This is a genomic window from Caulobacter sp. 10L414 (genome assembly GCF_056395525.1).
In genome coordinates this window covers 1-22,393 of sequence record NZ_JBFTJR010000073.1, presented here as the reverse complement: position 1 = coordinate 22,393, position 22,393 = coordinate 1, and the positions used below count along the sequence as shown (strand labels likewise).

At 70.6% G+C, this 22,393-nt stretch carries 20 protein-coding genes, 1 pseudogene and 1 riboswitch; of the genes and pseudogenes, 20 read left to right on the top strand and 1 reads right to left on the bottom strand.

The window, feature by feature from the left end:
- From AC1DCG_RS22040 to AC1DCG_RS22025, 4 genes are all read left to right on the top strand, one after another.
- A partial coding sequence (locus AC1DCG_RS22040) for a hypothetical protein (RefSeq protein WP_477041671.1) occupies window positions 1-367 on the top strand: 367 nt, incomplete at its 5' end.
- An 86-nt stretch (window positions 368-453) separates the two neighbouring features.
- On the top strand, window positions 454-1,386 hold the full coding sequence (locus tag AC1DCG_RS22035; RefSeq protein ID WP_165257330.1) for a DnaJ C-terminal domain-containing protein: 933 nt from the start codon (window positions 454-456) through the stop codon (window positions 1,384-1,386).
- 182 nt (window positions 1,387-1,568) lie between these two features.
- A complete protein-coding gene (locus tag AC1DCG_RS22030; RefSeq protein WP_101718418.1) occupies window positions 1,569-1,769 on the top strand; it encodes a hypothetical protein in 201 nt (66 codons plus the stop codon).
- A gap of 150 nt (window positions 1,770-1,919) precedes the next feature.
- Entirely contained in the window at window positions 1,920-3,368 is a 1,449-nt protein-coding gene (locus AC1DCG_RS22025; RefSeq protein WP_477029013.1) for a GntP family permease, read from the top strand.
- 139 nt (window positions 3,369-3,507) lie between these two features.
- Here AC1DCG_RS22025 and metE read toward each other — a convergent pair whose 3' ends face one another.
- Window positions 3,508-5,856 (bottom strand): 5-methyltetrahydropteroyltriglutamate--homocysteine S-methyltransferase, encoded by a 2,349-nt coding sequence (gene metE, locus AC1DCG_RS22020; RefSeq protein ID WP_477029012.1) that lies wholly within the window; start codon window positions 5,854-5,856, stop codon window positions 3,508-3,510.
- 113 nt (window positions 5,857-5,969) lie between these two features.
- Window positions 5,970-6,184, bottom strand: a riboswitch (cobalamin riboswitch).
- A 157-nt stretch (window positions 6,185-6,341) separates the two neighbouring features.
- Here metE and AC1DCG_RS22015 point away from each other — a divergent pair.
- The 16 genes and pseudogenes from AC1DCG_RS22015 to AC1DCG_RS21940 form a co-directional block, all read left to right on the top strand.
- On the top strand, window positions 6,342-6,659 hold the full coding sequence (locus tag AC1DCG_RS22015; RefSeq protein ID WP_165257324.1) for a PepSY domain-containing protein: 318 nt from the start codon (window positions 6,342-6,344) through the stop codon (window positions 6,657-6,659).
- 17 nt (window positions 6,660-6,676) lie between these two features.
- Window positions 6,677-7,354, top strand: coding sequence for a response regulator transcription factor (locus tag AC1DCG_RS22010; RefSeq protein ID WP_165257322.1), 678 nt, complete (start codon window positions 6,677-6,679; stop codon window positions 7,352-7,354).
- A gap of 16 nt (window positions 7,355-7,370) precedes the next feature.
- A complete protein-coding gene (locus AC1DCG_RS22005; RefSeq protein ID WP_165257599.1) occupies window positions 7,371-8,765 on the top strand; it encodes a sensor histidine kinase in 1,395 nt (464 codons plus the stop codon).
- A gap of 174 nt (window positions 8,766-8,939) precedes the next feature.
- Complete coding sequence (locus AC1DCG_RS22000) at window positions 8,940-10,271, top strand: hypothetical protein (protein ID WP_165257320.1); 1,332 nt, start codon at window positions 8,940-8,942, stop codon at window positions 10,269-10,271.
- Window positions 10,272-10,637: 366 nt separating this feature from the next.
- Complete coding sequence (ccmI, locus tag AC1DCG_RS21995) at window positions 10,638-11,765, top strand: c-type cytochrome biogenesis protein CcmI (protein ID WP_477029011.1); 1,128 nt, start codon at window positions 10,638-10,640, stop codon at window positions 11,763-11,765.
- Window positions 11,762-12,256, top strand: a complete 495-nt coding sequence (ccmE, locus tag AC1DCG_RS21990; protein WP_477029010.1) for a cytochrome c maturation protein CcmE — start codon at window positions 11,762-11,764, stop codon at window positions 12,254-12,256. Before ccmI ends, ccmE begins: the two co-directional genes overlap by 4 nt.
- Window positions 12,253-14,235 carry a heme lyase CcmF/NrfE family subunit gene (locus AC1DCG_RS21985; RefSeq protein ID WP_477029009.1) on the top strand — a complete coding sequence of 661 codons (1,983 nt, stop codon included), beginning with the start codon at window positions 12,253-12,255 and terminating at the stop codon, window positions 14,233-14,235. The genes ccmE and AC1DCG_RS21985 overlap by 4 nt, the downstream gene beginning before the upstream one ends.
- A complete protein-coding gene (locus AC1DCG_RS21980) occupies window positions 14,232-14,720 on the top strand; it encodes a cytochrome c-type biogenesis protein (protein ID WP_477029008.1) in 489 nt (162 codons plus the stop codon). The genes AC1DCG_RS21985 and AC1DCG_RS21980 overlap by 4 nt, the downstream gene beginning before the upstream one ends.
- A gap of 127 nt (window positions 14,721-14,847) precedes the next feature.
- The gene (locus AC1DCG_RS21975) at window positions 14,848-16,419 is read left to right on the top strand and encodes a Do family serine endopeptidase (RefSeq protein WP_165257312.1); all 1,572 of its coding nucleotides are present in this window, start codon (window positions 14,848-14,850) and stop codon (window positions 16,417-16,419) included.
- Between the two features lie 184 nt (window positions 16,420-16,603).
- Entirely contained in the window at window positions 16,604-17,275 is a 672-nt protein-coding gene (locus AC1DCG_RS21970) for a response regulator transcription factor (protein ID WP_165257310.1), read from the top strand.
- 33 nt (window positions 17,276-17,308) lie between these two features.
- Window positions 17,309-17,533 (top strand): hypothetical protein, encoded by a 225-nt coding sequence (locus AC1DCG_RS21965; protein WP_477029005.1) that lies wholly within the window; start codon window positions 17,309-17,311, stop codon window positions 17,531-17,533.
- A gap of 8 nt (window positions 17,534-17,541) precedes the next feature.
- Entirely contained in the window at window positions 17,542-17,856 is a 315-nt protein-coding gene (locus AC1DCG_RS21960; protein WP_477029004.1) for a type II toxin-antitoxin system RelE/ParE family toxin, read from the top strand.
- A 4-nt stretch (window positions 17,857-17,860) separates the two neighbouring features.
- Window positions 17,861-19,267 carry a sensor histidine kinase gene (locus AC1DCG_RS21955; protein WP_477029003.1) on the top strand — a complete coding sequence of 469 codons (1,407 nt, stop codon included), beginning with the start codon at window positions 17,861-17,863 and terminating at the stop codon, window positions 19,265-19,267.
- 397 nt (window positions 19,268-19,664) lie between these two features.
- A complete protein-coding gene (locus tag AC1DCG_RS21950) occupies window positions 19,665-20,501 on the top strand; it encodes an alpha/beta fold hydrolase (RefSeq protein WP_205685389.1) in 837 nt (278 codons plus the stop codon).
- Between the two features lie 93 nt (window positions 20,502-20,594).
- Entirely contained in the window at window positions 20,595-21,869 is a 1,275-nt protein-coding gene (locus AC1DCG_RS21945) for a Xaa-Pro dipeptidase (RefSeq protein WP_477041670.1), read from the top strand.
- A 347-nt stretch (window positions 21,870-22,216) separates the two neighbouring features.
- Window positions 22,217-22,393: pseudogene (locus tag AC1DCG_RS21940) on the top strand (IS21 family transposase); the annotation flags it as partial.

The window sequence follows — 22,393 nt, the reverse complement described above, 5'->3', positions numbered from 1 at the left end:
ACCGGCGATGACGCAGGTGGAGGCGGCTTGGCGGGGCCTGGCCCTGCGGCCCTGGTCGCCGGCCCACCTGAGGGCCAGGACGGCGGGCGGCGATGCGCGGCTGTCGTGGATCCGGCGCTCGGCCGCCGACGGCGACGGCTGGGAGGCCGAGGCGCCGGCGGCGGGAACGGGCGAGGCCTGGCGGGTGGAGATCCTGGACGGGGCGACGGTGGTGCGGACGGTCGAAACCCCGGCGCGGGCGTTCGTGTGGACGGCGGCCATGCGGGCGGCCGACCTGCCGGGCGGACCGTCGGGCGCGCTGTCGGCCAGGGTGGCGCAGGGGGCGGCCGACTGGGGCTGGGGCGCGGCTGCGACGATCTCGCTGTGATATTAATGCAACATTTGGCTTGCGCCCGGCGCGGAACCGCCTAATTGAGGGGCTTCGGCATTTCCGTACTTCCTTGAGGGCCTTCCTTGGCGCGCGACCCCTATCTGGAGCTTGGCGTTTCCCGCGGCGCGAGCGCGGACGAGATCCGCAAGGCTTTCCGCAAGCTGGCCAAGCAATACCACCCCGACACCAATCCCGGGGACAAGAAGGCCGAGGACAAGTTCAAGCAGGTCAGCGCCGCCTTCGACATCCTCGGCGACGCCGAGAAGAAGAAGAAGTTCGACGCCGGTGAGATCGACGCCGACGGCCGCGAGACCATGCGCGGCTTCGGCGGCGGCCAGGGTCCGTTCGGCGGCGGCTTCAACCGGGGCGGCTTCGGGCGCGGCGGCAGCAGCGGCGAGGGGCCGGAGATCGACCTCAACGACCTGTTCGGCGACATCCTGGGCCGCAATCGCGGGGCCGGCGGCGGCGGCGGCGGGTTCGGCGGCGGCTTCTCGGCCAAGGGCGCGGACGTGCGCGCGCGGCTCGACATCGACCTGGAAGAGTCAATCAAGGGCGGCAAGAAGCGCGTGGCCTTCTCGGACGGGCGCACGATCGACGTGACCATCCCGGCCGGCGCCCAGGAAGGCCAGACCCTGCGCCTGAAGGGCCAGGGCAGCCCGGGCCGCGGCGGGAACGGCGATGCTCTGATCGAGCTGGCGGTCAAGCCGCACCCGATCTATCGCAAGGAAGGCGAGCACCTGGTCATGGACCTGCCGGTCAGCGTTCCCGACGCGGTGCTGGGCGGCAAGGTCGAGGCCCCCACGCCCGACGGCCCGGTCAATGTGACGGTGCCCAAGGGCGCCAACAGCGGCAGCAAGCTGCGGCTGAAGGGCCGGGGCCTGGCCGACGCCAAGGGCCACCGCGGCGACCTCTACGCCCGCCTGATCGTCACCCTGCCCGAGACCATCGACGAGGACCTGGAGAAGTTCGCCCAGGCCTGGCGCGAGCAGAAGCCCTACACCCCCAAGCGGCGGTAGGGGCGGGCGAGCTTCAGTCGACGGTCGTCTTCAAATCCRTTCTTCCCCGCGAAGGCGGGGAAAACGGCAGGATCGCTGAGACAGTCCCCCGGGGCGGGGTCACCCCCTCTTAACCATGCCTGGTCAGGTCTGGTTAAGACCTGGCGACCAGATTGCGCGGTGTTTCCAGAAGGGAAGTCGTCGTGCAGGTTTCCGCAACCAACGCCGCCGTCCGCTACGCCCCGCCGCGCCCGGCCGGTTCGGGCGAGGCCGCCGCGGCGATCGTCGACCTGACGCAGCTGGCCGTGGCGCAGACCAACGCCAAGGCGACCCAGGCGGCCGGCGCGGCCCTGGCCCAGGCCACCGGCGAACTGACCGGCGTGCTGGTCGACATCTCGGCCTGATTTCGAAGGCCATGAGCGCGGGCGAACCGCGCGAAGGGACGCCGCGATAGCGGGCGCCCCCTGATCCTCCCTCTTCATCCAGACCATCGCCGGTTGCCTGTCGCGCCGGCGACATGAAAGCTCGCCAGGGTCGATCCTGGAGGGCAGCGCATGGGTTTTCTCGGCATCGTCCTGGCGCTGGCCCTGCTGGTGGGCCTGGCCTATCGGGGCTGGAGCGTGCTGCTGCTGGCGCCGGCGGCGGCGCTGGTGGCGGCCGGATTTTCGGGCGAGCCTCTGCTGGCCAGCCTGACCCAGAGGTTCATGCCCGGGGCGGCGGGCTTCCTGGCGCAGTTCTTTCCGCTGTTCCTGCTGGGCGCGCTGTTCGGCAAGCTGATGGACGACAGCGGCTCGGTTTCGGCCATCGCCAGGATCATGACCCAGCGCCTGGGGGCGCGGCGGGCGGTGCTGGCCGTCGTGCTGGCCGGCGCCGTGGTCACCTATGGCGGGGTCAGCCTGTTCGTGGCGTTCTTCGTGCTGGTCCCGATGGCCAGGGCGGTGTTCCAGGCCGCCGACATTCCCCGACGCCTGATGCCGGCGACGCTGATCCTGGGCACGTCGACCTTCACCATGACCGCCCTGCCGGGCTCGCCGGCGATCCAGAACGCCATCCCGATGCCGTTCTTCGGCACCAGCCCCTATGCGGCGCCGGGCCTTGGGGTGCTGGCTGGAGCGGTGATGCTGGCCGGCGGCATGGCCTGGCTGTCCCACGCCCAGAGGCGGGCCCGCAAGGCCGGCGAGGGCTATGGCCGGACCGAGCGCGAAGCACTGGCGGCCGGCGATCCCGACGTGCGCGAACGGGCCGTGACGGCGCGCGACTTCGACACCGCCGAGCTGGAGCGCGGGGCCGCGGCGACCTCGGCGCCCGGCTTCCTGGCGGCGGTCGCGCCGCTGGCCGTGGTGATCGCCGTGAACCTTCTGATGTCGCTGGCGGTGCTGCCCAGGATCGACGCCTCGTTCCTGGTGGAGCCGCGCTGGGGCGGGGCGAGCCTGAGCGACGTGGCCGGCGTATGGTCGGTGGCCGCGGCCCTGGCGGCGGGAACGGCGGCGCTGGTGGGCATCCACTGGACACGGCTGTCGAACCTCAAGCGCAGCATGGACGCGGGGGCCAACGCCTCGGTGCTGCCGGCGCTGTCGGTGTGCAGCCTGGTGGGCTTCGGGGCGGTGATCGCGGGGCTGCCGGCCTTCGGCCTGGTGCGCGACGCGGTACTCGATCTGCCGGGCGGGCCGCTGGTGTCGCTGGCGGCGGCGACCAATGTGCTGGCGGCCCTGACCGGCTCGGCCTCGGGCGGGCTGACCATCGCCCTGGAGGCGCTGGGGCCGACCTATGTGGACCTGGCCGCGCGCCACGCGGTCGATCCGGCCCTGCTGCACCGGGTGGCGGTGATCGGCTCGGGCACGCTGGACATCCTGCCGCACAACGGGGCGGTGGTCAGCCTGCTGGCCCTGTGCGGCTGCGGCCACAAGGAGAGCTACGGCGACATCGTGATGGTGGGCATCGTCCCGTCGATCGCGGCGCTGGCGGTGGTGATCGCGGCCGGGACGATGCTGGGGGCGTGCTAGGTCTACTTGCTCAATGTTCGTCATCCCGGCCGGAGCGCGTAGCGCGGAGAGCCGGGACCCAGGGGCGGGCGGCAGTGCGGCGGCCCCTGGGTCCCGGATAGCCGCTGCGCGGCTTCCGGGATGACGAGGTTTGTAGCGGCTACGCCCCGACCAGCTGCTCGCGCGCGGCCCTGGCGGCGGCGACCATGTTGGCGAGCGCCGGTTCGACTTCCTCCCATTTGCGGGTCTTCAGGCCGCAGTCGGGATTGACCCACAGCTGGGCGGGCGACAGGCGCGCGCCGGCCTTGGCCAGCAGGTCGAGCATTTCGCCCGAGCCGGGGCTGCGCGGGGCGTGGATGTCGTAGACGCCCGGGCCGATCTGGGCCGGGTAGGCGTAGGCCTCGAAGGCGTCGAGCAGCTCCATCTTCGAGCGCGCGGTCTCGATGGAGATGACGTCGGCGTCCATGGCGCCGATGGCGGCGATGATGTCGTTGAACTCCGAGTAGCACATGTGGGTGTGGACCTGGGTCTCGTCGCGCACGCCGCTGGCGGCGAGGCGGAAGGCCTCGACGGCCCAGGCCAGATAGGCGTCCCAGTCGCCGCGGCGCAGCGGCAGGCCCTCGCGCAGGGCGGCCTCGTCGATCTGGATGATCGCGGCGCCGGCGGCTTCGAGGTCGACGACCTCGTCGCGGACGGCGAGCGCGATCTGGCGGCAGGTTTGCCCGCGCGGGATGTCGTCGCGCACGAACGACCACTGCAGGATGGTGACCGGGCCGGTCAGCATGCCCTTCATCGGCTTGTCGGTGAGGGATTGGGCGTAGGCCCACCATTCCACCGTCATCGGCGCCGGGCGCGAGACGTCGCCGTAGAGGATCGGCGGGCGCACGCAGCGCGAGCCGTAGGACTGCACCCAGGCGTGCTTGGTGAAGGCGAAACCGTTCAGCCGCTCGCCGAAGTACTGGACCATGTCGTTGCGCTCGAACTCGCCGTGGACCAGCACGTCGAGGCCGATCTCGTGCTGCCAGGCCACCGCGCGGGCGGTCTCGGCGCGCAGGAAGTGGGCGTAGTCGGCGTCGGCCAGCTGGCCCTTGGCGTGGGCGGCGCGGGCCTGGCGGACGGCGGCGGTCTGCGGGAACGAGCCGATGGTGGTGGTCGGCAGGGGCGGTAGGCCGAGCCGGGCCTGCTGCAGCACGATGCGCTGCTCGAACGGCGTGGCGCGGGTCGTGTCGCGGTCCGTGACGGCGGCGGCGCGGGCCTGGACGGCGGCGTCGTGGATGCGCGGCGAGGTCTTGCGCGAGGCGACGGCGGCGGCGGCCGCGTCGAGCTCGGGGCGGACGGCGGCGCGGCCCTGGTTGAGGGCCTTGGCCAGGATGGCCAGCTCTTCCAGCTTCTGCACGGCGAAGGCCAGCCACTGGCTGACCTCGGGGTCGAGATCGGTCTCGATGGCCAGGTCCAGCGGGGTGTGCAGTAGCGAGCAGGACGGGGCCAGGATCACCCGGTCGGGGCCGCGGGCGGCGACGATCGGCTCGACCCTGTCAAGGATGGCCGTCAGGTCGGCGCGCCAGACATTGCGGCCGTCGACGACGCCCAGTTCCAGCACCAGGCTGTCGCGGGCGAGGGCGACGACGGCGTCGAGGTCCTGCGGCGCACGCACCAGGTCCAGGTGCAGGCCGTCGACGGGCAGGTTGGCGGCGGTGGCGAGGTTGTCGCCATAGGTCCCGAAATAGCCGGCCAGCAGGATGCGGATGCGCGGAGCGGCGTGGGTCAGGGCGCCGTAGGCGCGGCGGATCTCGGCGCGCTCGAAGTCGGTGAGGTCGAGCGCCAGGCACGGCTCGTCGATCTGCACCCAGTCAGCGCCGGCCACGGCCAGGCGCTGCAGCAGCTCGGCGTAGACGGGCAGCAGGGCCGAAAGCAGCGACAGCGGCTGGAAGTCCCCATTCGAGTTGGGGTCCTTGCTTTTCGCCAGCTTGAGGAAGGTGACGGGGCCCAGGATCACCGGGCGGGTGAAGACGCCCTGCGCCTTGGCCTCGAGGAAGTCGTCGACGACCTGGGTCGAGGTCAGGGCGAAGGCCTGGCCGGGCGACAGTTCGGGCGCGAGATAGTGGTAGTTGGTGTCGAACCACTTGGTCATCTCGAGCGCCGGCAGGCCGGTGGCGGCGGTCTCGTGAGCGCAGCCGTGGTCGCAGACCTGACGACCCTGGGTTCCGCGCGCCATGGCGAAGTAGAGCGGCAGGTCCACGGGGCCGCCGGTCCAGCCGTAGGCGGCCGGGATCGCGCCGACCATGACGGCGGTGTCGAGCACGTGGTCATAGAGCGAGAAGTCGTTGCTGGGCACGTGGTCGACGCCAAGGTGGGCCTGGCGGCGCCAGGCCAGGGCGCGCAGCGTGGCGGCCTCGCGCTGCAGCTCGGCGGCGCCGAGGCGTCCGGCCCAGTGGGCTTCGAGTGCGGTCTTCAGGCGGCGCTGGGGGCCGATGCGGGGAAAGCCGAGGGCGGCGACGGTGACGGTCATTTCTAAGCCTCTGTCTCGATGGTGACGGAGGCTGGACGGGACGCAGGCGCGGGCGCGCGAACGGGCTGGCCGACCCGCGCCTGAACACGCGACCAGACCGGGCACCCCGCCGGAGGACGTTATCTGTCGAGGCAGGTCTCCTGGCTCGCGGGTCAACGCCGCCGTCCTGGCCTTCCCGGCGCCCCACCGAATCGAGTTCGGGGCGCCAGTGACACGTATCGGACGGCCGCTCGCCGCTTACAGTTGCGGGGGCAGCGCCGGTTTTACACCGGCTTCCCTCTTAGCTTTGGGCGCGAAACGCCCGCAGACCACGACCCCCTTATCAAGCCCGGGGTCGCGTGCTTTGTCAATAAGGACATAAAGATATCTTTATGTGATCTCCGATTGCGCCGGAGCGTGGCCTTGGCCCGTGACAGGACGTCGCACACCGTTCATAAACCCCGCGTTCAGTCTCCATTCAGCCGCATGCGGCTAAACCGGACGCCATGAAGCCGATCCGAGCCATACTCGCCGCAGCCGCCATCGTCGCCGCCCTCCCGGGCGCGGCTCTGGCCCAGCGCGGCCCTGACTCCCTGGGCGCCGACTGGCGGGCCCGGCAGGACCAGGCGCGCGGCGGCGTTCAGTCGGGCCGGCTGGTGCCGCTGAGCGTGGTCATCGACCGCATCGCGCGCCGCACCCCCGGTCGCCTGCTCGACGCGGGCCTGGAGGGGCGCAACTATCGCATCCGCTGGGCGACGACCGACGGCCGACGCATCGACTTCATCGTCGACGCCGAGAGCGGCCAGATCCTCAGCGGGGGCTAAGGAGTTCCTAGGTTAACATGCGCATCCTGCTCGTCGAAGACGAACCCGATCTGTCGCGCCAGCTGAAGCTGGCCCTGGCCGACGCCGGCTACGCCGTCGACCACGCCGCCGACGGCGAGGAGGCCCAGTTCCTGGGCGAGACCGAGCCCTACGACGCGGTCGTYCTCGACCTGGGTTTGCCCAAGGTGGACGGGGTGTCGGTGCTGGAGCGCTGGCGGCGCGGCAACATCGCCACGCCGGTGTTGATCCTGACCGCGCGCGGCGACTGGAGCGACAAGGTCGCCGGCTTCGACGCGGGCGCCGACGACTACCTGACCAAGCCCTTCCACACCGAGGAACTGCTGGCGCGCCTGCGGGCGCTGCTGCGGCGCTCGGCCGGCCACGCCGCGCCCAGCCTGACCTGCGGCGGCCTGCGCCTGGATCCGCGCGCGGCGCGGGCCAGCGTCAACGGCGAGCCGCTGCGCCTGACCTCGCTGGAATACCGCCTGCTGCACTACATGATGATGCACCAGGGCCGGGTGATCGGCCGCACCGAGCTGGTCGAGCACCTGTACGACCAGGACTTCGACCGCGACAGCAACACCATCGAGGTGTTCATCGGCCGCCTGCGCAAGAAGCTGGGCGCCGACCGCATCGAGACGGTGCGCGGCCTGGGCTACCGGCTGACCCCGCTGGAAGGCGAGACGGCCGGGTGATCCCGCGCGGCGGCGCCTGATGCTGCTCGACTTCCGCAAGCGCTCGCTCGTCCGGCGGCTGGTGCTGCTGGCGGCCATCTGGACGCTGATCGTGCTGCTGGCGGCCGGGGCCTTCCTGACCGCCCAGTTCCGCGACGCGGCCATCCGCCGGTTCGACCAGTCGCTGGCGGTGCTGACCGACGACCTCTACGCCGGCTCGGCGGTGGAGGACGGGGTGCTGAAGGCGCCGTTCCTGACCGACATCCGCGCCACCCGGGCCTATTCGGGCCGCTACTGGACGATCTTCGCCCAGAAGAACGGCGCGCTGAAGGCCGTCGAGCGCTCGCGTTCGCTGTTCGACAGCGACCTGATGCTGTCGACGGCCCAGGTCGACCGGCTGACCGCCGACCCGGGCAAGACCCAGTACTTCGACATGCACGGCCCGCAGGACAAGCCGCTGCGGGCGGCGGCGATCCTGGCGCGCCTGCCCAACTATCCCGATCCGGTGGTGTTCATCGCCGCCGAGGACCGCTCGCCGATCGACGCCGACGCCGACCGTTTCGGCCGGATCACGATCTTCGCCCTGCTGCTGCTGGGCGCGGGCCTGATCCTGGCCATCGTCGTGCAGGTGCGGTTCGGCCTGCAGCCGATCTTCCGCCTGCGCCGCGAGATCGCCGACGTGCGGCGCGGCAAGGCCGAGCGGCTGGCCGGACCCTATCCGGTGGAGCTGGAGCCGCTGGCCGGCGAACTGAACGGCCTCCTGGCCCACAACCAGGAAGTGGTCGAGCGCCAGCGCACCCACGTGGGCAACCTGGCCCATGCGCTGAAGACGCCGCTGTCGGTGATGCTGACCGAGGCCAGCCAGCAGGGCGGGTCGCTGGCCGACGTCGTCGAGCGCCAGGCCCAGACCATGCGCGAGCAGGTCGACCACCACCTGCGCCGGGCGCGGGCGGCGGCGCGCTCGCAGACCAGCGGCGAGCGCACGCCGGTGGAGCCGATCCTCGACGAACTGGCCGTGACGCTGGAGCGCATCTTCCAGGACAAGTCCGACGGCCGGGGCGTGGAGATCGACTGGCGCTGCCCCGAGGACCTGTGCTTCCAGGGCGAGCGGCAGGACTTCATGGAACTGGCCGGCAACGTCATGGAAAACGCCGGCAAGTGGTCGAAGGCCAAGATCCGCGCCGAGGCCAAGGCCGACGGCGAGGGCAAGATGCTGCTGATCGTCGACGACGATGGTCCGGGCATTCCGCCCGAGCAGCGGGCCGATGCGCTCAAGCGCGGCCAGCGGATGGACGAGCACACGCCGGGCACGGGCCTTGGCCTGTCGATCGTCGACGAACTGGCCCGGGCCTATGGCGGTTCGGTGCGGCTGGACGATTCGCCCCTGGGCGGCCTTAGGGTGGTGCTGTCGCTGCCGCGGGCCGAGGGTTAACGCTACCGGGCGCCATCTTTCGGCGAGCGCGCTGTCGCACAGGTGGAGTTTGCGGCCCCGCGACCATTCGTCCGGCCTTCCTGCGTTGAAAAAGCAGCGGTTTCGGAAAGTTTTAACCTCGTCCGCAACATGGTTGACGCTGCCAGGACACCCCCCAGTTCCCGGCGGAGATCCATGGCCGCACTCGCCGCGCAAAAACTGCAGATCATCAGGACGCTGGTCGAGACCGCGCCCGATGCGGCTCTGCGCAGTCTGGAGCTGGCCCTGGCCAACGCCACGGGCGGAGCGCTGGCCACCGTGCGGGCCATCGTCGAGGACGAGACGGCCGACCGCTACGTCCGCAACACCATCCTTTCGCCGATCGCGCCGCTGTGCCAGCCGCGCGGGGCCGACCTGCCGCAGTTTCCGCGCCGGGCGCTGGCCCTGCTGTGGATCGCCCTGAAGGCCGAGGCCCCGCGCCAGGTCGCCGAGGGCGCGGCGCGCTGCAATCCCTGGGACCTCGACAACGGCGCGCCCGACGTCTTCAACCAGCTGTGCAAGATCGCCGCGCGCGGCCTGCGCCAGCCGACCCGGCCCGAGTTCGAGGCGGTGGGCCAGATCTGCGACGCGGCGGAACTGGCCGACTATCTGGATCTGTCGGTGATCGTCCGCAACGCGCTGCCGCGGCTGTCGGAGTGGGTCAGCCGGATGAACGGCGAGCGGGCGGCCTCGGCGCGCCTGGCCTATCGCGACGCCTGCGCCATCAGCAGCGACGCCGGCCCGCGGATGTTCGAGATGCTGGCCGCCCACCTGCCCGAGCCCTGGCGGATCCTGCGGGTGATCTCGGCGGTGATGGACCGTCCCAACGACCGCTATCTGGCCTCGTCCGAGGTCAAGGCCTTCGGCGAGCGCATGCTGGCCGATATCGAGGCCAGCATCGAGCAGGTGCGCGGCTTCGACCTTTCCGGCGGCGCCGGCGCCGGGCGCGAGGCCGCCGCCAGCGCCCAGCGCATCGCCAACCAGCTGACCGAGTTCGAGCAGGCCGTCGACGTGGCCAAGGACGGCCCGTGGGGCAAGCGTCTGGCCAAGTTCAAGCAGTCGGCGGCCCAGGCGGCCGAGACGCGGATGAACGCGGCCGACAAGGAGCTGGCCCTGGCCCTGCCGTCGCGGCCGATCTCGATGATGGGCAAGATGGGCGGCGGCAAGGGCGTGCCCAAGCTGGACGCGGCTCCGGACGAGACGCTGGTGCGGCGCGCCGCGGCGGCGCTGGCCTTCATCGAGGACCTGCGTCCCTGCGCGGCCCAGGCCGGCTATGGCGCGACGCGGACCAAGGCCCTGGAAAAGCTGAACCAGCGCCTGGATCAGTACATCGAGGACTGTCTGCACGTGGCCCGCACGGCCGAGGGCGGCGACCCCCAGATCGCCCGGGCCTATCTCGACATCGCCGCCGGCTACATCGTCCATACCCGCGACGAGAAGACCGCCGAGATCGTCCGTCGCCGCGCCGTCGCGGCGATGGCGGCGTAGGTCCATAGAGTTTTTCAGGACGGCCCCATCCTCGTGCATGCCCGCGAAGGCGGGCGCTGACGGTCAGGGTCTGGACTCGATCGACCCGCCCATGATCGAGCATTCTCAATCGCTTATGATCCTGTCATCCCGGCCGTAGCGAAGCGGAGCGCCGGGATCTCCCACCGTTCCGAAGCTGCAGACGTTGGAGATCCCGGCTCTACGGACCGCTGACGCGCTCCTTCGGCCGGGATGACAAATCTCTTGGAGCTTGCAACCGGGTACGAACCCTAGGGGTGGGCGATCCCTCGACCGCTCGCTCAATCTGCTTCCTTAAGAGCGTTTTTTCACTGACGGGCGGCCGCTTCTCCGGCTAACAGCGGTCTCATGATCGGTTTCTGGATCGCAGCCGCGGGTCTGTCCGCCGCCGTCGCCGCCCTGGTGCTGCGGGGCGCGGCGCGTGGTCTTGCGTCCGCCGGGGACGATCCTGCACTGGCCGTGCATCGCCGCCAGTTGTCGGAGATCGACGAACTGGCCGAACGGGGCCTGCTGGCGCAGGGCGAGCTGAAGGCCGCCCGCGCCGAGGCGGCCCGTCGCCTGCTGGCCGCCGCCGACCAGGGCGCGGCCTGGCCCAAGGAGGGGCTGGGCCCCCGTCGCGTGGTGGTGGCCGCCGCGGCCGTCGCTCCGCTGCTGGCGCTGGGTCTCTATGTCGCCGTCGGGGCGCCGGGCGCGCCCGACCAGCCGTTCGAGAAGCGGGTGGCCGAGTGGCGGGCCGGGGACGCGGCCCTGCTGGATCCGCCGCGCATCGTGGCGATCCTCGAGCACGTCGCCAGGACCGAGCCGAACAATGTCGAGCTCCAGCGCAACCTGGCGATCGCCCGCATGGCGAGCGGCGACGCCGTCGGCTCGGCCGAGGCCCTGCGCAAGGCCGTGCGCCTGGCCCCGCAGCGGGCCGAGCTGTGGACCGCGCTCGGCGAGGCCTTCGTCACCAGCGAGGAGGGCCAGGTGGGCGCCGACGCCCGCACGGCCTTCACCGAGGCGCTGAAGCGCGACCCGAAAAATCTGTCGGCCCGCTATCACCTGGCCAAGGGCGACATCGCCGACGGCCGGGTCGAGACGGGCCTGTCGGCCTGGCGCGCCGTGCTGGCGGATCTGCCGGCCGAGGATCCGCGCCGGCCGGTGCTGGCCGCCGAGATCGACCGCACCGCCAAGGCCGGGCGCCTGGTCGACGCTGTCGCCCAACAGCAGGCCGCCGCCGGCGAGGTCACCCCCGAGATGATCCAGGGCATGGTCGAGGGCCTGGCCCAGCGCCTGGCCGCCGCGCCCGACGATCCCGAGGGCTGGGTGCGCCTGGTGCGGGCCTACGCCGTGCTGGGCGATGTCGCGAGCCGCGACGCGGCCCTGAAGGACGCCTCCGAGCGCTTCAAGGACCAGCCTCGGGTGCTGGCCGCCCTGCGCCAGGCCGCCGACACGGCTCCCCAGAACCCGAGCGCCCCCAGGTCCAACGCCCGATGAGCCTGCTTCCCAAGTCCCGCAAGGCGCGCCGGCGCCTGACCATCCTTTTGGCGATCGCGCCGGTGGCCGCGCTGGCGGTGGGCCTGGCGCTATACGGCATGCGGGACTCGATCTCGCTGTTCTACACCCCCGCCCAGGCCCAGGAGGCCAAGGTGCCGGCCGGCCGCAAGGTGCAGCTCGGCGGCCTGGTGCAGGCGGGCAGCGTGGTCAAGCATCCCGACGGCCTGGTGGAGTTCGTCGTCGCCGATCAGAAGGCGACCAGCCAGGTGCGCTACCAGGGCGACCTGCCCGACCTGTTCCGCGAGGGGCAGGGGATCGTCGCCACCGGCGCCTTCGACGAGGGCGGCGTGTTCGTCGCCAAGCAGGTGCTGGCCAAGCACGACGAGCGCTACATGCCGCGCGAGGTGGCGAAAGCCATCAAGGAGCAAGGCGAGTGGCGCGGCGAAGGCGCCCCGCCGCCGTCCTATGGTGCGGAGAAGACCGCCAGATGATCGTCGAGTTCGGCGCCTTCGCGCTGGTTCTGGCCCTGGCCCTGTCGGTCGCCCAGACGGGTCTTTCCGCCGCCGGGGCGTGGCGGCGTTCGGGCGTGCTGGCCGGCGCGGGACGCGGCGCGGCGCTGGGCGCCTTCGCGGCGCTGGCCTGCGCCTTCGCGGCCCTGATCTACGCCTTCGTGGGCTCGGATTTCTCGGTGGCCAACGTGGCCGCCAACTCGCACACCGCCAAGCCGCTGCTCTACAAGGTGGCCGGCGCCTGGGGCAGCCACGAGGGCTCGATGCTGCTGTGGTGCCTGGTTCTGACCGGCTATGGCGCGGCCGTGGCGGTGTTCGGCGAGCGCCTGCCGCCGCGCCTGCGGGCCTGGGCCGTGGCCGTGCAGGGCGCCCTGGGCGTGCTGTTCCTGGCCTACACCGTCTTCGCCTCGAACCCGCTGACCCGCCTGGCCGACCCGCCGGTGGAGGGCCGCTCGCTCAATCCGCTGCTGCAGGACTGGGCGCTGGCCGTGCACCCGCCGTTCCTCTACGCCGGCTATGTGGGTTTCTCGGTGGTGTTCTCGTTCGCGGTCGCCGCCCTGATCGAGGGCAAGGTCGATGCGGCCTTCGCGCGCTGGGTGCGGCCCTGGACCCTGGCCGCCTGGAGCCTGCTGACCATCGGCATCACCCTGGGCGCCTTCTGGGCCTATTACGAGCTGGGCTGGGGCGGCTGGTGGTTCTGGGATCCCGTCGAGAACGCCAGCTTCATGCCCTGGCTGATCGGCGCGGCCCTGCTGCACTCGGCCATCGTGCTGGAAAAGCGCGGCGCCCTGCCGGGCTGGACGGTGTTCCTGGCCCTGGCGGCCTTCGGCTTCTCGATGCTGGGCGCGTTCCTGGTGCGCTCGGGCGTGCTGACCAGCGTGCACGCCTTCGCGGTCGACCCGACGCGCGGGGTGCTGCTGCTCACCATCATGGGGATCGCCGCGGGCTTCGGCTTCCTGATGTTCGCCATCCGCGCGCCCAGCCTGAACGCCGGCGGCCTGTTCGCGCCGGTCAGCCGCGAGAGCGCGATCGTACTCAACAACATCATCCTGTCGGCGGCGACGGCGACGGTGCTCCTGGGCACCCTCTATCCGCTGATCCGCGAGGCCATGGACGGCGAAGCCGTGTCGGTGGGCCCGCCGTTCTTCAACCTGACCTTCACGCCGCTTCTGGTGCTGGCGCTGGCCATCCTGCCGGCCGGACCGCTGCTGGCCTGGAAGCGGGGCGACGCGCGCCTCGTCGTGCGCCGCCTGTGGCTGGCCCTGCTGGTCGCCGCGATCCTGGGCCTGGTCGCCTACGCCGTGGTGACGCCGCGCAAGGCGCTGGCCAGCCTGGGCCTCGTCTTGGGCTTCTGGCTGATCGGCGGGGCGCAGGCCGAGCTGGCTGAGCGGGTGAAGGCCTTCCGCGTCCCCTGGGCCGAGGTCCGCCGTCGGGCCGGCGGCCTGCCGCGCGGCGCCTGGGGCACGACGATCGCCCACGCGGGCCTTGGCCTCTTCGTGCTGGGCGCCAGCTTCGAGACCGCCTGGAGGGTGGAGAGCGCCCAGGCGCTGTCGGTCGGCGGCCGGATCGAACTGGGCGGCTATGTGCTGACCCTGACCGACGTCGGCACGCTGGAAGGTCCCAACTACCTGGCCGAACGCGGGATCGTGCGGATCGAGAAGCAGGGCGGGGGCCTGGTGTGCACGGCCCAGCCCGAGCGGCGGTTCTTCCCCACCGGCGGCCAGACGACCTCGGAGGTGGCGCTGTGCCCGCGCGGCCTGGACGACCTCTACGTGGTGATCGGCGAGCGCCGGGCGGGCGCGAACGGCCAGCCGGCCTGGCTGGTGCGGGCCTACGTCAATCCGTGGGTGCGGCTGATCTTCCTGGGGCCGCTGATCATGGCCCTGGGCGGGGCGGTCTCGCTGTCGGACCGGCGGCTGCGCATGGGCGTCGCCAGGAAAGCCAAGGGAGCGCAGGCGTGAAGGCCCTTCGCTCCGTCGCCGTGGTTCTGGCCGCGCTGGCCTGCATGGCGGCCGCGTCGGACCCTTCCGAACGCCTGCCCGATCCCGCCCAGGAGGCCAGGGCGCGCGATCTGTTCAAGGAAGTGCGGTGCCTGGTCTGCCAGAACGAGTCCATCGACGATTCCGAGGCCGCCCTGGCCCACGACCTGCGTCTTCTGGTGCGCGACCAAGTGAAGCAGGGGCGGAGCGACGACGAGATCCGTGCGTTCCTGACGGAGCGCTACGGCGAGTTCGTGCTGCTGAAGCCGCCGTTCTCGCCCGGAAACGCGGTGCTTTGGCTTACGCCGCTGGCGGTTCTGCTGGCCGGCGGGGGGCTGATGGTCGCGCTGCTGCGGCGCCGGGCCAGCGCCGAAGCGGCGCCGGAGGCGCTGTCGGCGGAGGAAGAGGCGCGGTTGAAGGGGCTGCTCGCGGACGTCCAGGAGACGAATGACACGATTGCGCCCTGATGAGGCCGCAAGAAACGCCGCGAGGATGAAGGAAAGATAATCCTGGAGCCGTTGCACGATTTGCTGGTGCAACTAGGTTCTGTTCGAGAACCCGGCGCAGAGCGTCGTGGGTGAGGAAAGACGAAAGATGGCTGCTCGGAAGTCAGGATTCATTGTTGGCGCCGTCGCGGGTGCGGGCGTTGCTTGCGCCGCCCTGGCGGGCGTGGGCATGCGCATGGGACCGGCCGGCGCGGCCGAGCAGGAGCCGTCGCTGGTGCGGGCTTCGGCGACCAGCGCCCCGATGTTCGCGCCGCCGCCCGGCGCGCCGCTGTCCTTCGCCGACATCTTCGAGAAGGTCTCGCCGGCCGTCGTGCAGATCGACGTGACCTCGAAGGCCGACCCGAAGGCGCGCCTGCGGATCCCGGGCCTCGAGGGCCTGCCGTTCGACATCGTGCCGCGCGGCCAGAAGCCGGGCGAGGAAGGCGAGGAGGCCCAGGCCCCCAAGCAGCAGTCCTCGGGCTCGGGCTTCTTCATCTCGGCCGACGGCTACATCGTCACCAACAACCACGTGGTCGCCGACGCCGACACCGACGGCATCAACGTCGTCATGAAGGACGGCCGTGAGCTGAAGGCCACCATCGTCGGCCGCGACGAAAGCACCGATCTTGCGGTGATCAAGGTCACCGATCCCAAGGCCAAGGGCGCGGCGTTCCCGTATGTGAACTTCGAGAACCAGGCCCGTCCGCGCGTCGGCGACTGGGTGATCACCATCGGCAACCCGTTCGGCCTGGGCGGCACGGCCACGGCCGGCATCATCTCGGCCTATGGCCGCGACCTGGGCGACAACTCCTCGCAGTTCGTCGACTACATCCAGATCGACGCCCCCATCAACCGCGGCAACTCGGGCGGTCCGTCGTTCGACATCTACGGCCGGGTGATCGGCGTGAACACGGCGATCTTCTCGCCGACCGGCGGCTCGGTGGGCATCGGCTTTGCGATCCCGGCCGACGTGGCCGAGGCCACCGCCAAGCAGCTGATCAACGGCGGCAAGGTGGTGCGCGGCTATATCGGCGCCCAGATCCAGCCGTTCACCAGCGAGATGGCCGAGGCTCAGGGCCTGGCCGGGACCAAGGGCGCCATCGTCGCCGACCTGGTGCCGGGCGGTCCGGCCCAGCGCGGCGGCCTGATGCCCGAGGACGTGGTCACCAGCGTCAACGGCGTGGCGATCAAGAGCGGTTCGGAACTGACCCGCGAGGTGGCCAAGGCCCGTCCGGGCGAAGTCATCAAGCTGGCCGTGCTGCGCGGCGGCAAGCCCCGCACCGTCGAGATCCGTTCGGGCGTCCGCCCGACCGAGAAGGAACTGGCCGACAACGACAACGAGGGCGGTGAAAAGGCCGCTCCGGCCAAGCCCGACGCCCCCAAGGCCGAGGCGCTCGGCATGAGCCTGTCGCCGCTGGACGACGCCGGCCGCAAGGCCAACGGCATCGACGCCAGCATCAAGGGCCTGCTGATCGACAACGTGAAGGCCTCGTCCGACGCAGGCGAAAAGGGCCTGCGCAAGGGCGACGTGATCACCAGCGTCAACGGCGAGGTGGTCGCCACGGTGGCCGAGGTCAACGCCGCGGTCGAGACGGCCAAGAAACTGCAGCGTCCGAGCGTCAACCTGCGCATCGTCCGCGCCGGCCGCCCGACCATCGTGCCGCTGAAGATCGCGCCGTAAGCCGATCCTCCACGGACCGAAGATCGATCCCGCCCTGAGCCATCGGGGCGGGATTTTTCGTATGTGACCAAGGTTTAAGGTACGCTGCCTCGCAAAGCCGGTATCGAGCCGGCTACTATCGCGCCGGTTGGTCGAATCGGGAGAACGTGGGTCGTTTCTCCATCGGCGCACGAGGGGTTGGCTGATGCGTATTCTGATTATCGAGGACGATCTCGAGGCCGCCGGCGCCATGACCCACGGCCTGACCGAGGCCGGCTACCAGTGCGTCCACGCGCCCGACGGCGAGGCGGGCCTGGTCGAGGCCGGCAAGGGCGGCTTCGACGTGCTGATCGTCGACCGCATGATGCCCAAGAAGAACGGCGTCGAGGTGGTCTCGACCCTGCGCCGCGAGGGCGACCAGACGCCGGTGCTGTTCCTGTCGGCCCTGGGCGAGGTCACCGACCGCGTCGACGGCCTGAAGGCCGGCGCCGACGACTATCTGGTCAAGCCCTACGCCTTCCCCGAGCTGATCGCCCGCGTCGAGGCCCTGTCGCGCCGCCGCGAGACGGGCGCGGTGGCCACGACCCTCAAGGTCGGCGAGCTCGAGATGAACCTCATCAACCGCACCGTCCATCGCCAGGGCAAGGAGATCGACCTCCAGCCCCGCGAGTTCCAGCTGCTGGAATTCATGATGCGCCACGCCGGCCAGTCGGTGACCCGCACCATGCTGCTGGAGAAGGTGTGGGAGTACCACTTCGACCCGCAGACCAACGTCATCGACGTGCACATTTCCCGCCTGCGATCGAAGATCGACAAGGGCTTCGACCGGGCCATGCTGCAGACCGTGCGCGGGGCCGGCTACCGCCTCGATCCGTAGGCGGCCTGCCGGACCCGTGTTAGGCTGAGCGTCATGAACAAGCCGTCCAAGCCCATCCCGGACGACGAGGTCGGTGACGGCCTTGGCCCGATCCCCTCCGATGAGGAGATGGAGGCCTGGTTGGTGCGCAATCACGACGCCATCAACGAGTCGATCATCGAGGCGCGGCGTGAGTTGGCCGAGGGGAAGGGCGAGCCCTGGACCATGGATGACGTCATGGCCGAGGTGCGCGACATTCTCCGCAAGGAAGGCCGCTAGCGCGCGACATGGCCGGGGGCAGGATCGAACGCAGCCCTGACGCTCGGCGCGACGCTTTGCGATTGGCGCTGTGGATCGCTCGACAAGGCGGCGTCGATCGCGCCCAGGCGGTGTCCGATCGTCTGGAAGCGGCGCTGGTCTTGCTGGCGCGGCGTCCGCTGCTTGGTCGGCCAAGGCACGACTTCGAAAGCGACCCGCGATCCTTCTCCGTTCGGCCGTGGGTGATCGTTTATGACCCGCTGCCCGACGATGCGGGGATCCAGGTCCTTCGCATCCTCGACAGCCGCCAAGACACCGCCGCCCTGATGGGCAAGAAGAGCTAGAACCATGCGCCTGCCGCGCCTCGTCCGTTCCACGCCGTTCCGGCTGACCCTGCTGTTCCTGGCCCTGTTCGCGGCCGCGGCGACGGCCTTCCTCGGCTACATCTACATCGCCACCGCCGGCGAGGTGGACCGGCGCGCCGACGCCGAGATCACCCGCGAGATGGAGAGCCTGGAGGCGGCCTACCGCCAGGGCGGCATCAACGCCCTGAACCAGACCCTGGTCGAGCGTTCGATCGGCGAGCGGCCGTTCGTCTACTTTCTGGCCGACAAGACCGGCAAGAAGATCACCGGCTCGATCGAAGCCTCGCCGCTGGACGACTTCAACGGCGTCGGCCCCAGCTGGGACACCTTCACCCTGACCGAGACCGACCTGGACGGCGCGCCCGTGCGGCGGCCGGCCCGCGGCGTGCAGGAGCGCCTGGCGGGGGGCGAGATCCTGTTCGTCGGCGCCGACGTCGCCGAGTCCCAGGGCTATGTGATGAAGATCGTCCGGGCCCTGTGGGGCGCCGGCGCGCTGGTCATCATCCTGGGCCTGGCCGGCGGGGTGCTGATCAGCCGCAACGTCAGCCGCAGCATGCAGGGCCTGGTCGACGTGGTGAACGCCGTGCGCGGCGGCGACCTGCACGCCCGCGCCAAGATCCGCGGCGTGCGCGACGAGTACGACGAGCTGGCCGAGGGCCTGAACGACATGCTCGACCGCATCGAGCGGCTGATGGGCGGGCTGCGCCACGCCGGCGACGCCATCGCCCACGACCTGCGCAGTCCCCTGACCCGCCTGCGCGCCCGCATGGAGGTGGCCCTGATCGACGCCGAGAACGGCAAGGGCGATCCGGTGGCGGCGCTGGAGACGGCCCTGGCCGACGCCGACGGCGTGCTCAAGACCTTCAACGCCGTGCTCGCCATCGCCCGCCTGCAGGCCGCCGGCCAGGCGCCCGACCAGAAGCCGTTCGACGCCAGCGACCTGACCACCGACATGGCCGAGCTCTACGAGTTCTCGTGCGAGGACAAGGGGCTGGACTTCAAGGCCGAGGTGACCCCGGCCCTGTCCCTGCGCGGCAACCGCGAGTTCATCGCCCAGGCCCTGGCCAACCTGCTCGACAACGCCATCAAGTACACGCCGGAGGGCGGCGCGATCATGCTGCGCCTGCGCAGGCGCTCGTCGGGCGAACTCGAGTTCTCGGTCACCGACACCGGCCCCGGCGTGCCCGAGGAAGACCGCACCCGCGTGGTCCAGCGCTTCGTGCGCCTGGAGAACAGCCGCAGCGAGCCGGGGGCGGGTCTTGGCCTGTCGCTGGTGCAGGCGGTGGCCGCCTCGCACGGCGGCCGTCTGGAACTGGCCGAGGGGCCGGGCGAATACAACGGCATGGGCCCGGGCCTGCGCGTGGCCCTGGTGCTGCCGCGCGTCGAGTAGGGCGGACGCCAGATGCTCCCCCCTCTGGGGGAGCTGTCGCGGAGCGATGGAGGGGGAACTGACCCGGCGATGCCGGCCCCCTCCGGCCCTTTGGGCCACCTCCCCCAGAGGGGGAGGATCTTGGTCGGCGCCGCACGCTCCGGCGCGTTCGTCCCAGCGGTCGCGCGATACGTTCAAGCCCCATCGGCCGCGCTGGGCCACCTTGCACGGGCTCGGGAACGGCATGACGTCGTCCCCGATTGTTCGATGCAGAGGGCGAGCGATGACCACCCAACCTTCCGACGACGGCGCCTCGCGCAGGGACGTCCTCGCCGCTGGCCTGGGCCTGGCGGCTTTCGCGGTCGCGCCGTCCTTCGCCGCGGCTGCGCCCGCGATCTCTTCCCCTGGAGCCAAGACCATGAGCAGCGGTTTCGTCACGACCAAGGACGGCGTGCAGATCTACTACAAGGACTGGGGTCCCAAGACCGCCCAGCCGATCGTGTTCCACCATGGCTGGCCGCTGACGGCCGACGACTGGGACAACCAGATGATGTTCTTCTACGCCCAGGGCTTCCGGGTGATCGCCCATGACCGCCGCGGTCACGGCCGTTCGACCCAGACCGACACCGGCAACGAGATGGACACCTACGCCGCCGACGTCGCGGCCCTGACCGACCACCTCGACCTGAAGAACGCCATCCACGTCGGCCATTCGACCGGCGGCGGCGAGGTGATCCACTACGTCGCCCGCGCCAAGCCGGGCCGGGTGGCCAAGGCCGTGCTGATCGGCGCGGTGCCGCCGATCATGGTCAAGAGCGACAAGAACCCGGGCGGTCTGCCGATCGAGGTGTTCGACGGCTTCCGCGCCGCCACCGCCGGCAACCGCGCCCAGTTCTTCTACGACGTGCCGGCCGGCCCGTTCTACGGCTTCAACCGTCCGGGCGCGAAGGTCGACCAGGGCGTGATCTGGAACTGGTGGCGCCAGGGCATGACCGGCAGCGTCAAGGCCCACTACGACTGCATCAAGGCCTTCTCCGAGACCGACTTCACCGACGACCTCAAGAAGGTCGACGTGCCGGTGCTGGTGATGCATGGCGACGACGACCAGATCGTGCCGATCGCCGACTCCGCGCTGCTGTCGGCCAAGCTGGTCAAGAAGGGCGAGCTGAAGGTCTACAAGGGTCTGCCGCACGGCATGTGCACGACCCATCCGGAGATCATCAATCCGGACCTGCTGGCCTTCTTCAAGGCCTGACGAAAAAGGGGCGGCCGCCATGCGCGGCCGCCCTTTCCACTTTCACGGTCACGCTCTAGCGTCCTCGCCTGCAACTCAGCGCGAGGCCGACGCATGCGTGGACTGACGATTTCGACCCTGGCCGCCCTGGCGCTGAGCGCCGGCGCCGCGCACGCCGCCGAGACCAAGGTCRTCACCGCCGCCCGCCTGCTCGACGTCGCCTCCGGGCGCTATGTCGATAAGCCCGTGGTGCTGGTGGTCGGCGGCCGGATCACCGCCGTCGGCAAGGCCGGCGACTTTCCGATCCCCGCCGGCGCCGAGGCCGTCGACCTGCCGGGCGCGACCCTGCTGCCGGGCCTGATCGACATGCACGTGCATCTCGACGCCTCGCCGGTCTATGGCGGCTACAACGCCCTGCAGTTCAGCGACGCCTTCTGGAGCGTGACCCAGACCGCCAACGCCAAGGCCACCCTGAACGCCGGCTTCACCACCGTGCGCAACGTCGGGGCCGACCGCTTCAACGACGTGGGCCTGCGCGAGGCGATCGACGAGGGCGTCGTGCCCGGGCCGCGCGTGGTCACCGCCACCTACGCCATCGGGGCCACCGGCGGGCACTGCGACAGCACCTTCTTCCCGCCGTCGATGGACCAGAAGGCCCCCTACAACATCGACAGCCCCGACGAGGCCCGCAAGGCGGTGCGCACGCTGAAGAAGTACGGCGCCCAGGTGATCAAGATCTGCGCCACCGGCGGGGTCTTCTCGCGCGGCGACGAGCCGGGCCAGCAGCAGCTGACCTACGAAGAGATGAAGGCCGTGGCCGACGAGGCCCACATGGCCGGCCTCAAGGTCGCCGCCCACGCCCACGGCGGCGCCGGCATCAAGGAAGCGATCCGCGCCGGCATCGACACCATCGAGCACGCCAGCCTCGTCGACGACGAGGGGATCAGGCTGGCCGCCCAGAAGGGAACCTGGTTCTCGATGGACATCTACAACACCGACTACACCCAGGCCGAGGGCGCCCGGAACGGGGTGCTGGAGGACAACCTGCGCAAGGACCGCGACATCGCCGAGGTCCAGCGCGAGAATTTCCGCAAGGCCCTCAAGGGCGGTGTGAAGATGATCTACGGCACCGACGCCGGGGTCTATCCGCACGGCGACAACGCCAGACAGTTCGCGGTGATGGTGCGCTATGGCGCAACGCCGCTGCAGGCCATCCAGGCCGCGACGGTGAACGCCGCCCAGGCCCTGGGGCGCGACAAGGATCTGGGGCAGCTGACGGCGGGCCGCTACGCCGACCTGATCGCAGTCTCGGGCGACCCGCTGGCCGACGTGACCGTTCTGGAGAAGCCGGTGTTCGTGATGAAGGGCGGGGCGGTGGTGCGGAAGTAGGACTGGTGTTTCGGAAGCGGCTTTTGACTCTTCTCCGACGTTGGGAAGGTCCGCTCGCGGGTGGACAGCTTGTCGCGCCGGCGGACCCGCCAACCTGGCTCATATCGAACATCGGCGAGGTCCGCTTCGGGTCAGGTTGCTCACCTAACTCATGCTAGGAGTTGGATTGGCTTTCCCTGAACTGCCTTACACAGTTTGGGAAAGGTTTCACTCTAACGGGGAGGAATGTGTTTCGGCTTGCAAAAATGACCCCCATCTCGGGGATATCGGCGTCCAAAAATGACCCCCTGTCCTTGAGGCTTTGATGGCCAGATCGGCGGCTTGTGTAGCCGCGGATCGAGACGGGGATGTTGGTAGTGGAGACGGTGGCGAAGACCGGCGCGAGCACTTCGCGCGGGGCAAGGGCGTCAAGACGATCGCGCGGGAGATGGGCCTGGCGCGCAACACGGTGCGCAAGATCCTGCGGTCGGGTGATACGGCGCCGGAGTACGAGCGGCGCGAGCAGCCGCACCCGAAGCTAGGTC

Coding starts and splice junctions, on each gene's coding strand:
- AC1DCG_RS21950 (WP_205685389.1), top strand. CDS start 19,665: ATGAGCAGCGGTTTCGTCACGACCAAGGACGGCGTGCAGATCTACTAC.
- AC1DCG_RS22025 (WP_477029013.1), top strand. CDS start 1,920: ATGGGTTTTCTCGGCATCGTCCTGGCGCTGGCCCTGCTGGTGGGCCTG.
- AC1DCG_RS22000 (WP_165257320.1), top strand. CDS start 8,940: ATGGCCGCACTCGCCGCGCAAAAACTGCAGATCATCAGGACGCTGGTC.
- AC1DCG_RS21965 (WP_477029005.1), top strand. CDS start 17,309: ATGAACAAGCCGTCCAAGCCCATCCCGGACGACGAGGTCGGTGACGGC.
- AC1DCG_RS21960 (WP_477029004.1), top strand. CDS start 17,542: ATGGCCGGGGGCAGGATCGAACGCAGCCCTGACGCTCGGCGCGACGCT.
- AC1DCG_RS21970 (WP_165257310.1), top strand. CDS start 16,604: ATGCGTATTCTGATTATCGAGGACGATCTCGAGGCCGCCGGCGCCATG.
- ccmI (WP_477029011.1), top strand. CDS start 10,638: ATGATCGGTTTCTGGATCGCAGCCGCGGGTCTGTCCGCCGCCGTCGCC.
- AC1DCG_RS21975 (WP_165257312.1), top strand. CDS start 14,848: ATGGCTGCTCGGAAGTCAGGATTCATTGTTGGCGCCGTCGCGGGTGCG.
- AC1DCG_RS22015 (WP_165257324.1), top strand. CDS start 6,342: ATGAAGCCGATCCGAGCCATACTCGCCGCAGCCGCCATCGTCGCCGCC.
- metE (WP_477029012.1), bottom strand. CDS start 5,856: ATGACCGTCACCGTCGCCGCCCTCGGCTTTCCCCGCATCGGCCCCCAG.
- AC1DCG_RS21955 (WP_477029003.1), top strand. CDS start 17,861: ATGCGCCTGCCGCGCCTCGTCCGTTCCACGCCGTTCCGGCTGACCCTG.
- ccmE (WP_477029010.1), top strand. CDS start 11,762: ATGAGCCTGCTTCCCAAGTCCCGCAAGGCGCGCCGGCGCCTGACCATC.
- AC1DCG_RS21985 (WP_477029009.1), top strand. CDS start 12,253: ATGATCGTCGAGTTCGGCGCCTTCGCGCTGGTTCTGGCCCTGGCCCTG.